Origin of the sequence: Candidatus Amarolinea dominans (assembly GCF_016704685.1) — a bacterium.
GTDB classification, from domain to species: Bacteria; Chloroflexota; Anaerolineae; order SSC4; family Amarolineaceae; genus Amarolinea; species Amarolinea dominans.
Genome location: NZ_JADIZS010000001.1, coordinates 295,387 through 309,171, shown reverse-complemented (window position 1 = coordinate 309,171; position 13,785 = coordinate 295,387). Strand labels below are relative to the sequence as shown.

15 protein-coding genes and 2 pseudogenes are annotated in these 13,785 nt (G+C 61.6%); 13 read left to right on the top strand and 4 right to left on the bottom strand.

Features of this window, described 5'->3' with window-relative positions:
- The first annotated feature begins 31 nt into the window (after positions 1-31).
- The 8 genes and pseudogenes from IPF85_RS01300 to IPF85_RS01265 all read left to right on the top strand — a co-directional run.
- Positions 32-245, top strand: a pseudogene (locus IPF85_RS01300) (type II toxin-antitoxin system HicB family antitoxin).
- A 649-nt stretch (positions 246-894) separates the two neighbouring features.
- Complete coding sequence (locus IPF85_RS01295; protein ID WP_343406252.1) at positions 895-1,176, top strand: hypothetical protein; 282 nt, start codon at positions 895-897, stop codon at positions 1,174-1,176.
- Positions 1,177-1,311: 135 nt separating this feature from the next.
- On the top strand, positions 1,312-1,728 hold the full coding sequence (locus tag IPF85_RS01290; protein ID WP_343406251.1) for a hypothetical protein: 417 nt from the start codon (positions 1,312-1,314) through the stop codon (positions 1,726-1,728).
- Between the two features lies 1 nt (position 1,729).
- Entirely contained in the window at positions 1,730-1,969 is a 240-nt protein-coding gene (locus IPF85_RS01285) for a hypothetical protein (protein WP_343406250.1), read from the top strand.
- A gap of 31 nt (positions 1,970-2,000) precedes the next feature.
- Positions 2,001-2,204: a hypothetical protein gene (locus IPF85_RS01280; RefSeq protein ID WP_343406249.1), complete on the top strand. Its 204-nt coding sequence runs from the start codon at positions 2,001-2,003 to the stop codon at positions 2,202-2,204.
- 98 nt (positions 2,205-2,302) lie between these two features.
- Positions 2,303-2,518 (top strand): type II toxin-antitoxin system HicB family antitoxin, encoded by a 216-nt coding sequence (locus IPF85_RS01275; RefSeq protein WP_343406248.1) that lies wholly within the window; start codon positions 2,303-2,305, stop codon positions 2,516-2,518.
- Between the two features lie 29 nt (positions 2,519-2,547).
- Complete coding sequence (locus IPF85_RS01270) at positions 2,548-2,814, top strand: hypothetical protein (protein WP_343406247.1); 267 nt, start codon at positions 2,548-2,550, stop codon at positions 2,812-2,814.
- A 27-nt stretch (positions 2,815-2,841) separates the two neighbouring features.
- A pseudogene (locus IPF85_RS01265) lies at positions 2,842-2,973 on the top strand (four helix bundle protein); the annotation flags it as partial.
- Between the two features lies 1 nt (position 2,974).
- On the opposite strand, the gene IPF85_RS01260 reads toward IPF85_RS01265, so the two are convergent.
- Positions 2,975-5,161 (bottom strand): GAF domain-containing sensor histidine kinase, encoded by a 2,187-nt coding sequence (locus tag IPF85_RS01260; protein WP_343406246.1) that lies wholly within the window; start codon positions 5,159-5,161, stop codon positions 2,975-2,977.
- A gap of 417 nt (positions 5,162-5,578) precedes the next feature.
- Between IPF85_RS01260 and IPF85_RS01255 the strand changes: the two genes are divergently transcribed.
- From IPF85_RS01255 to IPF85_RS01235, 5 genes are all read left to right on the top strand, one after another.
- The gene (locus IPF85_RS01255; protein ID WP_343406245.1) at positions 5,579-6,256 is read left to right on the top strand and encodes a PHP-associated domain-containing protein; all 678 of its coding nucleotides are present in this window, start codon (positions 5,579-5,581) and stop codon (positions 6,254-6,256) included.
- 113 nt (positions 6,257-6,369) lie between these two features.
- Positions 6,370-7,413 (top strand): PrsW family intramembrane metalloprotease, encoded by a 1,044-nt coding sequence (locus IPF85_RS01250; protein ID WP_343406244.1) that lies wholly within the window; start codon positions 6,370-6,372, stop codon positions 7,411-7,413.
- Positions 7,414-7,452: 39 nt separating this feature from the next.
- Entirely contained in the window at positions 7,453-8,412 is a 960-nt protein-coding gene (locus IPF85_RS01245) for a MoxR family ATPase (RefSeq protein ID WP_343406243.1), read from the top strand.
- Positions 8,413-8,476: 64 nt separating this feature from the next.
- A complete protein-coding gene (locus tag IPF85_RS01240) occupies positions 8,477-9,856 on the top strand; it encodes a VWA domain-containing protein (RefSeq protein WP_343406242.1) in 1,380 nt (459 codons plus the stop codon).
- 10 nt (positions 9,857-9,866) lie between these two features.
- Complete coding sequence (locus IPF85_RS01235) at positions 9,867-10,508, top strand: hypothetical protein (protein WP_343406241.1); 642 nt, start codon at positions 9,867-9,869, stop codon at positions 10,506-10,508.
- 6 nt (positions 10,509-10,514) lie between these two features.
- On the opposite strand, the gene smpB is transcribed toward IPF85_RS01235, so the two are convergent.
- From smpB to IPF85_RS01220, 3 genes are all read right to left on the bottom strand, one after another.
- A complete protein-coding gene (smpB, locus tag IPF85_RS01230; RefSeq protein ID WP_343406240.1) occupies positions 10,515-10,991 on the bottom strand; it encodes an SsrA-binding protein SmpB in 477 nt (158 codons plus the stop codon).
- A gap of 19 nt (positions 10,992-11,010) precedes the next feature.
- Complete coding sequence (locus IPF85_RS01225) at positions 11,011-12,369, bottom strand: S41 family peptidase (protein WP_343406239.1); 1,359 nt, start codon at positions 12,367-12,369, stop codon at positions 11,011-11,013.
- 76 nt (positions 12,370-12,445) lie between these two features.
- The gene (locus IPF85_RS01220) at positions 12,446-13,648 is read right to left on the bottom strand and encodes a S41 family peptidase (RefSeq protein ID WP_343406238.1); all 1,203 of its coding nucleotides are present in this window, start codon (positions 13,646-13,648) and stop codon (positions 12,446-12,448) included.
- Positions 13,649-13,785 lie beyond the last annotated feature (137 nt).

Sequence of the window (13,785 nt, the reverse complement as noted above, 5' to 3'; positions counted from 1 at the left end):
AGACAGGGGAGAAGATCTGGGGTTCCACGATATGCATCGCTTCTTGGTCATAATCGAAAAAGCGGATGGTAACTACTCGGCATACTCGCCGGATCTGCCCGGTTGTGTGGCAACCGGCAAGACCCGGGATCAGACCGCGCGCAACATGCACGAAGCCATTGAGATGCATGTGCGCGGACTGTTGGAAGACAAACTCCCAGTGCCCCAGGCGTTCATTCGCTGAGTACATCGCCATACCAGCTTAGATTCGTTACATCTGAGTCCGATCGTGCCAATGCCGACAACCGACTGTGCCAATGCCGACAACACCTAACCTCAACCAAGACGCCGCCGATGAACTGCTTTTCAGAGGACACAACATGGAAACCACAGAATTCATCCTACCTGGAGCATTACTCTCATGATTCGCTCATCTTTTGTACTAAATCCCAGAAATGTGGTAAGCTGTCGGCATGAGCGAAACACTTACCGTAACAATTGAATCGGCCGATGACATTCCGGTGTTGTTGGCCTCGATGAGTCATCTGGGATTGGCCGAGTTGGTGGATGAGCACTTTCGGCGCCACGGGAATTGGCAGGGTCTGAGTCCGGGAGGGGTATTGACCGGCTGGTTGGCCTACGTCTTGTCGGAAGGTGATCACCGGTTGAACCAGGTGCAAGGTTGGGCGGCTGACCGACTGCACGTGTTGCAGACCACGTTGGATGCGAAGGTGCGTGCGCTGGACTTCAGCGATGATCGTCTGGCGAGTGGGCTGAACATGTTGAGTGACGATAACGAGTGGGCTGCGTTTGAACGGGCTTTGAACCAGCGCACGGTGCGGGTCTATGATCTGACGGCAAAGTGCGTGCGACTGGACAGTACCAGCGCCAGCGGGCATTGGGAAGTGACAGAAGATGGCCTGTTTCAGTTTGGGCACAGCAAGGATCATCGGGCCGGACCTGCCGCAGGTCAAGGTGATGTTGGCGACCCTCGACCCCTTGGGCATGCCGTTGGTGACGCAAGTGATCTTCGGTGACAAGGCGGATGATCCATTGTACATTCCGGCGATTGACGAGGTGCGTGCGAGCCTGAACCGACACGGACTGCTGTACGTGGGGGACTGCAAGATGATGGCGCTGGCCACGCGGGCGCATCTGGCGAGCGAAAGCGATTATTACCTGGGGCCGATGGTATGATCCAGGTGCCCCAGGCCACCATAGAAACATATCTGCAACCCGTGTGAGGGCCAACAAGCACTGACGCCGATCTCTCGCGACAACCTGACCAAGAAATCGGCCAAAATCGCCGAAGTCTTCGAACGCCTGGAGCAGTTGACCGCCACGCTGGGAGATCGCACTGTCACTTGGACGGAACGGCGCTTGATTGTGCGTTCGCTGCAACATACGGCGGCAGCTGAAGCCGCCCTGTACAAGCGACTGGCGCATGCCGAGGCGGCCATCGCTGCGCTCAATACGCCCAAACAAAGCAAGACCCCGTTCGCCGATGTGGCGACCCTGCAAAAAGCGGCGGAGGCGTTGCTGAAACAACATAATGTGGTGGGCTTGCTGACGTTGACCTATACCGAAACCGTGCAGAAGCGACACGTTCGCAAGTATGGCGACCGCCCAGCCGAGACCCGCACAGAAACGACGGTACAGGTTAGCGTGCAACGTAATGCGACGGCCCATCCAATCCGTCGAGCGAAGTCTGGGTTGGCGCGTCTATGCCACCAATCAACCGGCTGTTGACTTGTCGTTCGAACAGGCTGTGCTGGTCTACCGTGATGAGTTCCTGTTCGAACGCGGTTTTGGTCGCATTAAGGGTCGCAGCTTGAGTCTGGCTCCCATGTATCTGGCCGATGAAGGTCGTGCAACCGCACTGATTCGTTGGCTGACGGTGGGGTTGCGCGTCTTGACACTGCTCGATGGCGTGGTGCCGACTGTGCCAATGAAGGCTCAGACCGTCGAACGGTTGAAAAATAATGCGTAGAGGATCGAGCAGACCAGAGGCGGAGCCATCAGTGCCAAAAGAGATTTATCCTTCCTCATATCAGTGCGACTGTGGGCATCAGTCGGATTTCGTTGAAAACACGATTCGGGAGGCCAAGAAGATGAGTCACAAGAAGAAGATTTATCTCGGCGACTCAGAATCTGATGAGCATACGATCGTGTTTTACAAGGGAGAAATGGTGGAAATCATCTGCCCCAGAGCAGGGGTGAAGTAGTGACCCGACTGTGTCAGTCAATGAAGGCTGAGGCAGTCGAACGGCCGAAATGGGTGTACAATACAGACAGGGGAGAAAGATCTGGGGAGTTCCACGATATGCATCGCTTCTTGGTCATAATCGAAAAAACGGATGGTAACTACTCGGCATACTCGCCGGATCTGCCCGGTTGTGTGGCAACCGGCAAGACCCGGGATCAGACCGCGCGCAACATGCACGAAGCCATTGAGATGCATGTGCGCGGACTGTTGGAAGACAAACTCCCAGTGCCCCAGGCGCGTTCATTCGCTGAGTACATCGCCATACCAGCTTAGATTCGTGACATCTGAGTCCGACTGTGTCAATGCCGACAACACCTAATTTCAACCAAGACGCCGCCGATGAACTGCGGCCGGAATACGACTTCGACTACAGCAAGGCTCGCCCTAACCGGTTCGCGGGGCAGGTGGACAAAAGCCAGGTGGTAGTCATGCTTGACCCGGATATTTCCGAGGTTTTCACGACGCCTGAATCCGTCAACGCGATTCTCCGCGCCCTCATCAAGACAATGCCAACAAGGCATGCCCGTAGAGGACGATTGGAGTCTGGGCGCACGCCTGCATATCGCTAGAAGAATAGGAACAACCATCAATTCGTTTTGCCGGAGCGGACGAAGGCGTTTGCCTTGCGGGTAATTCGGATGTATTCGGCTTTGCCGAAAACGACAGACGCGCAAGTGCTGGGAAAACAGGTGCTGCGATCCGGCACTTCAGTTGGGGCGAACTATCGTTTCACCCTTCATCCTTGTCATGCAGAAGGCGATCCATCGGCACGCAAAGCTGGATTTGCGTCCCGTTGCCCGCGTCGGGACGCGGTGAGACGAACTCCAACTTGGCATCCAGCAGCCGTGCTCGCTCGCGTATGTTTAGCAGGCCAAAACTGCCGTGCTGATCGTACTGTGCATTGATCGCTGCCATGTTGATCCCTGTGCCATCGTCCGTCACCGTGACGTGCAAGTAATCCCGTGCCACCCAAACCTGAATCCAAACAGTGCTCGCATGGGCATGTTTCTTGATATTGTTGAGCGCTTCCTGCACAATGGCAAAGACCGTGCCGCTGGCCTGTGAGGTCAGCTTGAAATCGCCGGTCGAGAGTTCGAGATACAGGGCATAGGACTCATGGCGGCGCAGTTGTTCTGCATAGACGGCAATCGCGGCAGCCAAGCCCTGGGTCTCCAGAATCACCGGGCGTAGCTGAAACAAGAGCTGGCGAATCTCCCGGTTGGCCTGGCGTGTCAGATCATCCAGATAGGCCAATTCACGCGGCAACAGCTCTGGCCGTGAGGCGGCCGTGCGCTTGACCACCTCCATGTTCATAATCATCGCCGACAACACCTGGGCCGTGCCGTCGTGCAGGTCGCGCACCAGCTCGTGACGCACCTTCTCGTGAACCGCAATGATGCGGTCACGCTCCTCCCGCAGGTCGGTGTACAGGTTGGCATTGTCCACCGCCACACCGATCTGCTGACTGATGGAGGTCAGCAGGGCCAATTCTTCGGCGCTGAAATGGCGCGTGCGCCGCACCATGACCGACAGCACGCCACGCACCCGCCCGCGCGAACGAACAGGCAGAATGGCCGCCCCGCGCAAACCGGTGCGGGCCAGAATTTCCTTCGATTCCTCGCCGACACGGGCATCAGCCGCCAGGTCATGGACGACAACCATCTCGCCGCTGGCCGCCACGCTTCCCTGCAAACCCGAGCCGACGGCAACTTTGCGGGGCAACATCTGCAGATTCCGGTCGAAGCCATACACCGTGCGCAGGTCCAGGTTTTTGCCGCTGCTGTCCAGCAGGGCAATGCTGCCTGCGTCGGCGCGCACCACGGTCAGCACATTGGTCAGCGCCGCTTCCAGCATCTTGTCCAGGTCGAGCGATTGGCTGAGGGTGGCGGCAACCTGGTTCAAGGCGGTCAGCTCGCTCACGCGTTGCTGCTCACGTGCGAAGAGTTGGGCATTGGCCACGGCTACCGCCGCCTGCGTGGCCAGCGCGCTCACCCATTCCTGGTCTTCCTGGGTAAAGGGCTGATCGTTGCGTTTGTTGACCACTTCGAGCACACCGACGATGCGCGCATTGGCCTGTAGCGGTACACACAGAATCGAGCGTGTCAGAAAACCGGTAGCCTGGTCAACCGACTTGGTGAAACGGGGATCGTTGCGCACATCGTTGACGATGACCGCCTGGCCGCGGCGCAGCGTCCAGCCGGCCACGCCTTCGTTGATGTTCATACGCTGTTGGCGTAGTTCGTGCTCTTTTTCGCCTACCGGCACCGCGAAGATCAACTCCTGTTGATCTTCATCTATCAACAGCAGCGCCGCACCCTCGGCGTCGAGCATACTGGCGGCCAGGTTGGTGGTTTCGCGCAGCACGTCGGCCAGGTCCAGCGACGAGGCGATAGACTGGCCCACTTCTTGCAGGAGGTTGAGCTGCGTCAAGCGCCGCTGCGATGACTGGAGCTCGGCCGATAGCGCCGCCAGTTGGCCGACGGCGCCGGCCAGGGCACTCGCTGTATCCGCCAGCGGCCCGTTCATCTCTGCCAGGCTGCCGTAGACAAGGCTCAAGCCACCCTGGATCACCGGGCCATCCTCAAGCAGTATTTGCAGCATGGGAATGCCGGCGGTGGTCATCGGCTCCAGCGGTGTTGGTGTGGACAAGGATTGATCGGCGCTGGGTACCCAATGGCTCGCCGTCAGGACGGTGTCTTCCCAGGCGTCAATCAGCAGACCGGTAGCGAGCGGGATCACCCCATGACGGAAACGGGTGGGCGGGCGCTCCAACACCACCGAGCCGCCCTGGGCGCCGCACACCTGGCACAGCCACGGCAATGCCTCGCGCCAAAGCGCCACCGTACCGCTTTCGCGCGCCACGCGGCTGAGCCTGGCCAGGATGTTCGTGTGGGAGGGAGTAGTTATGGGCGTCATAGGCTTCCAAGCGGGGAGAACTGTGCGGCAATCATCGGGTACCCTCATTATAACAGGCGATTGGCTGCGTGACAAGAGACCCTGCTGAGAGCGTCACGGGTTTGTGGGAGTGCAGGCGTCCCGCTCGCAGCGTCGCGGGCCGGTCATGTCCCCAAACGTGTGATGCTCACCCATGCTGCAAGCATCCTGCGGCGCTTAGTGTGGGCTGACTGCGGCCAGACAACCGCAGTCAACCTTACCAAGTCGGGATGTCTGAGCATCCTCTGCCTGGATATGCAAGAACAAGGACGTCCGGCGCCAGCAAAGGTTGCGTATGCGTTACCGGTAAAGTGTTGGACTTTCTGTCCCGTTTGCTGTATACTCACGCCAGAATCGCAACGCACGTAGAATGGATCAAGCGTAGAATGGATGAAGCGTATGCCCGAACTGTGGAAGGTTGATCTGCACTGTCATAGCTGGTTTTCACGCGATTGCCTGATGAACCCGCGTGCCATCATCGAGACCGCACGGGTGCGCGGCCTTGACAAGCTGGCTATCACCGAGCACAACAACGTAGAGGGCGCCCGTTACCTCAAGCGCCTGGCGCCCGATCTGATCATCATTGGCGAAGAGGTCAAGAGCAGCGCCGGCGAATTCATCGCCTACTTCGTGCAGGAGGAAGTACCCAAGGGCTTGTCGCCTGAGGAGACCCTGACCCGCCTGCGCGAGCAGGGCGCCGTGATTAGCATCCCACATCCGGCCGACTCGTTTCGCCGCTCCGCGCTGGGCGAAGCGAACGCACGGCGCTTCATTGATCAGGTAGACGCCATCGAGGTCTTCAATGCCCGCTGCCTCTACCGTGACGACAACGACGCAGCGCTGGCGCTGGCGCGGCGCTATGGCAAACTCATCACGGCCGGCAGTGATGCGCACAGCCTGGGCGAAATCGGCCATGGCTACCTTCTCATGCCGCCGTTCGCCGATGAGCGCGCCAGTTTTCTGCACAGCCTCAGCCAGGCGCAGGCCCTGGGCGCATTGAGCGGGCTGTGGCCCCATTTTGCCAGCACCTACGCCAAATGGAATAAGCGCCTGACCGGCTTCGAACCGCCGGCCTGATCTCGGCGTCGGTCGCCATGCGTGCCTGTTGACCACCGCCCTCGGCTCCTATCTTCCTGTCGCCGCGTTGATCCTGGTGAGACCGTGATTCATTCTGTTGAGGCCGCAACCTGATGTTGATTGCCATCCCTGCATCCCTGCTCGCCGCCCTGGTGCCCACCGTGCTCTATACCCTGCTCGTCTGGTGGGCCGACCGCCACGAGCGTGAGCCTCTGCCCTTGCTGTTGACGGTCTTCTTCTGGGGCGCCGTGCCGGCCGTAGTGGCCGCCCTGGTGATCGAGGGAACCTTCGACAGCGCCTCGCAGCGCATGCTCGATCGGACCGTCATTGGCGGCGCGGCCTCTACGGCGTTGGTGGCGCCCATCGTGGAGGAGGTTCTCAAGGCCCTGGCCTTGCTGGCCGTCGCCACTTGGGCTGCGCGCGAGTTCGACGGCATCCTCGACGGCATCGTCTACGGGGCCGTCATCGGTTTCGGCTTCGCCATGACCGAGAACGTGCTCTATTTCATCGGCGCGTTCGCTGAGCAGGGCTGGGGCTGGTGGGCCGTGGTGGTCATGCTGCGCGCCTTCGTCTTCGGATTCAATCACGCCTTCTTCACCGCGTGTACCGGGATCGGTTTTGGCCTGGCCGCGCTGAGCCGACGGCGCGTCGCCCGCTGGCTGTTTCCTGTGCTTGGCCTGGCCGCGGCCATTTTCTTTCACGGGCTGCATAACCTGGGCGCTGAGTTGGCCGATGTCACCATCCTGCCGTTTTTCGTCGGCGTGCTGGCTGATTGGGGCGGCTTCTGGCTTCTGGTTCTGATCGTCATCCTGACATGGGACAATGAGCGCCGCTGGCTGCGCGACGGCTTGGCGGACGAGGTCGGCATCTTGCTGCAGCCACAAGAATATCAGGCCATGCTGACGTTCAGCGCCCGCGCCGTGCGTCGTCTGGCTATGCTGCCGCTGTGGCGGGCCGGCGCGCCGCGGCGTGTTGCGTTGTTTCAGCGCCAATTGGTTGACCTGGCCTTCATCAAGACGCGCCTGCGCCGCGTGGAGCAGACCGACGCGGCGCAGGCCGATGACCTGCGCCGCCGCGCGGCCCAATTGCGCACGCAAATCATGGCCTTGCGCCCCGATCTGGCGCCTGTCATTGACCCGATATCTGCCGGCTCTTGACCCAAACGCCCCCAAACCTAAACTATCCACGAGGAATTCATGTTCAAAGATCCGACCGCAGCCCGTGCTCAGTTGAGTGAGCAACGTTACATCGCATCGGATGCCATTTCCACGGTGCTCTATCTTGCCGAGCAGTTGGGCAAACCGGTGCTGGCCGAAGGCCCGGCCGGCGTCGGCAAGACCGAATTGGCTAAAGCCTGGGCTGCTGCCAGCGGCCGCCGCTTGATCCGCCTGCAATGCTACGAGGGCCTGGATGAAACCAAGGCCCTGTACGAGTGGGAATACGCCAAGCAGATGCTCTACACGCAACTCCTGCGCGACAAGCTGTCCAATCTGCTGGCCGACGCCCAGACTCTGGTCGAGGCCGCCGACCGCCTGGCCCTGGAAGATGACGTCTTCTTCTCGGAACGCTTCCTGCTGCCGCGCCCGCTCCTGTTGGCGCTCACCTCGCAGGAACCGGTTGTGCTACTGATTGATGAAATTGATCGCGCCGACGCGGCCTTCGAGGCGTTCCTGCTCGAAGTGCTGAGCGATTTCCAGGTCAGCGTGCCAGAACTGGGTACGGTGACCGCAGTACATCAACCGATGGTGGTGTTGACCAGCAATAACACGCGCGAACTGAGCGAGGCGCTCAAGCGGCGTTGTCTCTACCTCTTCCTCAGCTACCCTGACCTGGAAAATGAGCTGGCCATTGTGCGCTTGAAAGTGCCTGACCTGGCGCCGCAGTTGGCTCGCCAGGCCGTGGACATGGTGCAGCAGATGCGCCAGATGGACCTCAAGAAACGCCCGAGCATCAGCGAGACACTCGATTGGGCCAAAGCCCTGGTCACGCTCAACGCCAAGCACATTGATCAAAAAATGTTGGACAGCACGCTGACGGTGCTGCTCAAACACGAAGCCGATGTGCTGCGGGTGCAGCGCGGGTTGCCCAGCAGCGGCAGCAGCACTGACTTCCAGCCGCGTCCATCGGGCAAGCGCCGGCAAGGGTGGGACAACTAGGCCCGCTGGTTCGGAGGGATTAGTTAGAGGGATTAGTTAGAGGGATTAGTTAGAGGGATTTTAGATGGAAGAACGCATGGTGGAATTCATCGCCGGCTTGCGCACGTCCGGCGTGCGTATCTCCGTGGCGGAGAGCGCCGATGCCTTTCGCGCTGTGGAAACCCTGGGCGTCCAGGATCGTGACCGCTTTCGCATCGCGCTGCGGGCCACGCTCGTCAAAGAGCCTCAGGACCTGGCGACGTTCGAGCGGCTGTTCCCACAATTTTTTGGCCTGGGCGGGCCGCCGCTGCTGGACGCCACCCAGGACTTGTCAAATGCCGATTTGCAGCGCCTGGCCCAGGCCATCCGTCAGTTCACCGGCAACGTGCGCCAGCAACTGGAGCGCCTGCTGCGCGGGGAATCGCTGACGCAAGCAGAACTGGAGGAGTTGGGCCAGATGGTCGGGCTGAACCATGCCACGCACCCGTATCAACAGCCCTGGCTGACCAGCCGACTGCTGCGCGCCGCGGGGCATGATGAGGTGAAAAAGGCGCTCAAGGAACTGTGGGAGCTGCTGGATCGGATGGGCATGACAAAGCGCTCCCTGGATCGTCTGCGCCAGTTGGTGCAGGCCAATCAGGACGCGCTGCGCCAGCAGGTCAGTCAACATGTGGGTGCCAGCATTGTGCGCAATGCGCTCAATGAGCCGCGGGAGGCGCAGCGCAACGACGATCTCTTACAGCGCCCCTTTCAATCGCTCAGCGAGCGCGAAGCGGATGAACTGCGCAAGCAGGTGCAGCGCCTGGCCGCGCAGTTGCGCAGCCGGGCCGCCCTGCGCCAGCGGCGCGGCCGGGTCGGTCAGTTGGATGTCAAACGCACGCTGCGCACCAATCTGAAGTATGGCGGGGTGCCGTTGGAGTTGAAATACCGCCGGCGCCAGATCAAGCCGAAGATTCTGCTCATCTGCGATGTCTCAACCTCCATGCGCTCCGTGGTTGAGTTCATGCTGCGCCTGATGTATGACCTGCAAGACCAGGTGGCGCAGGCGCGCTCCTTTGCCTTCATTGATGACATTCAAGAGATCACGGCCGACTTCACGGAGTTCCGCCCTGACGTGGCGATTGAGCATGTGCTGAATCGTTTGCAGCCCGGCTCCTACAACACCGACCTGGGCCAAAGCCTGCTGCACTTCCAGCGCGACTTCCTGGATGCCATTGACCACCGCACCACGGTCATCATCGTGGGCGATGGGCGCAACAACTACAACAACCCTGAACTTGAGGCTTTCGGCGACATCAAGCGGCGGTCGCGGCGGCTGGTTTGGCTGACGCCTGAATCGCCGTTGCTGTGGGGCAGCGGTGACAGCGACATGCTGCGCTACCTGCCCTTCTGCAGCGCCGTGTTCGAGGTCAACAACATGGCCAGCCTGGCCGAAGCCGTGGATCGCCTGCTGACTACCCACTGAGAGGGAAACCATGAGGCTACGAGACCGAATCACAAGCGGCATTCGTGCCGTCTTTCATCACTTACTCGACCGCGACACGCACGTGCCAGAGGAAGATCGCCTGGCGACCGACATCGAGGTGGCGCAGGCGCGGCTGGCACAGCAACAAGAACTGTGGGTTGACACCAACGCCCGCCAGCAAGAGGCGGCAACAGCCTGGCAGCAGGCCCAGGCGCGTGTGGCTGAGGTGCAGCAGCGCCTGGACGCCGCGACGCGCGCGGGCAATTCCGTGGAAGCCGAGTCCTTGCAGGCCGAGTGTACGCAGATGCAGACCCTGGCGCAGGAACTTGGTCGGCACGTCACCCGACTGCGCCAGTCAGCAACTGAGCTGCAGGCCGAAGAACGTGCGTTGCAGCAGCGCATCGCACGCGGCCGTCAGCGCCTGGCAAAACTGGCGCAAGAGGCCGCGCGTGCGCCCGCCGCGGTCAGCGCAGCGCCCGCGCCGTCCGCGGCCACGACCGCCAAGCCCGCGCACCCGCCCGCTGCTGTGCCGACTACCGAGCAAGCGCCTCCGCCGCCAGACCTGGCCGCGCGCATCCAACGGTTGGCGCTGGGTGAGCAAGGAGAAAAACCACCACCGCCCGCGTCGGCCGAGCGCAGCGAGAGGCCTTGAGCACGCCTATTCCTGCTGATAGTCTTTGACCCCGCGCTCCACATCGCGGTCGCTGTCGCGTTTGGCAATCGCCTCCCGTTTGTCGTACTGCTTCTTACCGCGCACCAGGCCCAATTCCACTTTGGCCCGGTTGCTTTTGAGATAAATACGCAGAGGGACCAGTGTCCAGCCCCGTTCGGCCACGCGACTCGCCAGCTTGTTGATCTCGCGCCGATGCAGCAACAACTTGCGTTCGCGCAGCGGGTCATGGTTCTCACGGTTGCCGCCCGCCCAGGGTGAAATGTGAACGTTCAGCATCCAGATTTCGCCCTGGCGAATGACCGCATAGCCATCTTTCAGATTGCACTGCCCAGCGCGCAGCGACTTGATCTCCGTGCCGACCAGGGCCAAACCCACCTCGTAGGTCTCTTCGATCGAATAATCGTGGTGCGCCTTGCGATTGGTCGCCAGCGTGCGGTTGCGTTGATCTTCGTTCTTCGTCACCAATTTCTCCCCTTACTCACTATTGCGCGCGCAGGTATTCGACGGCCCTGTCCAACTGCGGGTCGCGGCCGGCGCTGCGATCCTGTTCGCTCAGTTCGATGGGGATGTCTGGCTCCAGGCCAGTGCCGTGGATGCCGCGGCCTTTGGGGGTGAACCAGTGGCCGATGGTGACGCGCAGCATGGAGCCATCACTCAAGGTCTGCGGCAGTTGTACGGAGCCTTTGCCAAAGGTCTTGGTTCCCACCAACGGCCCGCGCCCGGCGTCCTGAATCGCGCCGGCCACGATCTCGCTGGCGCTGGCCGAACCTTCATTGACCAGCACCGCCAGCGGAACTCCGATAGCCAAGCCGCCGGTGCGCACGCTGAAGTGCTCCTCGCTGCCATCCTTCTTCCGTTCGATCAGGATGTCGCCTGCGGCCACAAACTGACTGCCAACCTCCACCGCGACATCGAGCAGGCCGCCGGGATTGCCGCGCAGGTCCAGGATCAGGCCCACCGGCTCCTGATCGAGCAGCTCCTTCAGCGCCGTCTTCAGACGCTCCGGCGCTGGCCGGCTGAACTCCTGTAGTTTGACATAACCGATGTTGCCTGCCAACATCTTCGATTCCACCACAGGAATCTCGATGCGCGCCCGCGTCACGCTGATCTCCAGCGGCTTGTCCTCGCCCTCGCGGCGGATCGTCAGGATGACGGTGGTGCCGCGTGGCCCGCGAATGTGCGAGATGATCTCGGTCAGGCTGAGGGGGCCGATATCCTGGCCGTCCACCGCAGTGATGATGTCATTGCGCCGCACCCCGGCCGTGGCCGCCGGAAAACCAGGGTAGACTTCGACGATGCGCGCGCCTTTGTCGTCCTCGGTCTTGTCAACCTGCGCGCCGATGCCCTCGAAGCTGCCATCCAGGGAGTCCTCGAAGCGTTGCGCCTCGTCAGCCGTCATGAAGCTGGTAAAACGATCGTCCAGGCTGCTGACCACGCCTCGAATGGCCGCATATTGCAGATTCTGGCCGCTGGGCACGTCGCCGTAGAAGCCATCCTGTAACAGGGTCATGGCCTCCCAGAACAGCTTGAGTTCCTTGTCCTGCGCGGCGATCGTGCCCGCCGGTTGCGGCGCCCGTTGCGGTGTGGCCGAGGGGGCAGGTCTGGGGGTGGGGAGTATGGCGGGCGGCGCCTGGGTGGCCGCGGGAATCGCCGTGACGCGCGGCGCCTCGACGACGGCTGCCGGTGACTCCTGCGGCGCGGCGGGGGCAACCACGACCGCGGGCGCAGTCCAGCGCCCCAGGCCAAAGCCGGTGGCCAGCCCGGCCATAAAGGCAGTGGTGGTTAGCGCCACAACCAGGCAGCCGGCCAGCAACCAGCGTGTGAAGTTAGATGAAGTCATTGCCAGATTCCTCGCCAGTCCACGCCGGTGGACTTCGTCATGGTTGCAGCGACTTGCAGTCGCCCAAGCCTCAGTCTCATGGTTTATCGAACCAGGCCAGCGCAGCGTCCAGAACCGGATCGCCGCCGGCTGCCGCGTCACCAGTGGCCACCGGCACGTCGGGAGTCAGGCCCTTGCCGTCAATCTGCTGATAGGCCGGTGTGAACCAGCGTGCGGTCGTCACGTGCAGGGATGAACCATCGCGCAGATCGAACACGAGCTGCACCGAGCCTTTGCCAAAGGTCTTGGCCCCGATGATCGGCGCGCGTTTGGCGTCTTGCAGGGCGCCGGCCACAATTTCCGCGGCGCTGGCGGTGCCCTCATCAGTCAAGACGACCAGGGGCAGATCCCGCGCCACGCCAGCGCCGCGCACATCGTACGTCGTCTCGCTGTCCGCGTGCCGTTCATTGAGCACACGTCCACTGGCGAGGAACTGGCTGGCGACATCTACGGCCGTCTCCAGCAGGCCGCCGGGGTTGTGTCGCAGATCCAGGATCAGGCGCTGCGCGCCCTGCCCGCGCAGGTCGTTGATCGCGTCTTTCAGTTCCTGCACGCTGCGCTCACCAAAGATGTGCAGCGCCACGTAGCCGGTGCGGGGGTCATTTTCCAGCAAGCGCCACTCCACAGACGGGTTTTCGATCTCTTCACGCGTGACGACGAGGTCAAACGGCTGGTCGGCGCCGACGCGCCCGATGCGCAGCGTCGTTTGGGTGCCGACCTCGCCGCGCACCATGTCCACCACTTCGTCACGATTTTTGCCGCTGACGCTCTTGCCGTCCACGGCCAGCAGCTCGTCGTTGGCCTGGATGCCCGCCTTCTCGGCCGGTCGTCCCGGCATGGGGGTCAGAAAGACCTGGCCGGTGGTGCTGACTGCCACGTACGCGCCGATGCCGCCAAAGCGCCCGCGCAGTTGATCTTTTTCCCGTGCCCGCGGCTGCGGCTCGATGAAAACGGTGTACGGATCTTGATAGGTCTCCACCAGGCCGCGGATGGCCCCGTACACCTGCGTGGTCTCGGCCGGCGGCTGGCCCAGAAAATTGTCGCGCAGCAGGCGCTGGGCATCGGTGAGGATCGTCACCGAACCTGGCGCGTCACTGGCTGTCCCGGACGCGCGTGTCAGCAGCCAGTGCGCGCCGAAGCCGGCCGCGAAGGCCAGGAAGAGCAGCGCCGTGAACATGAACAACCCGCTGAGCATCTCGCGCGAGCGCCATGAAAAAGTTGGACGTGATGGTTCGTTCAAGGTGACATCACCATGGGCAGAATGACGTTTGTCCACCATGACCGTTGCCGGCTGCGTGGGGACACCGAAGCGAGAGTATAGCATCAATCGGGCGGCCAACCAAATGACTTCCGGGCGAGCGAGGTTGGCGGATTTTT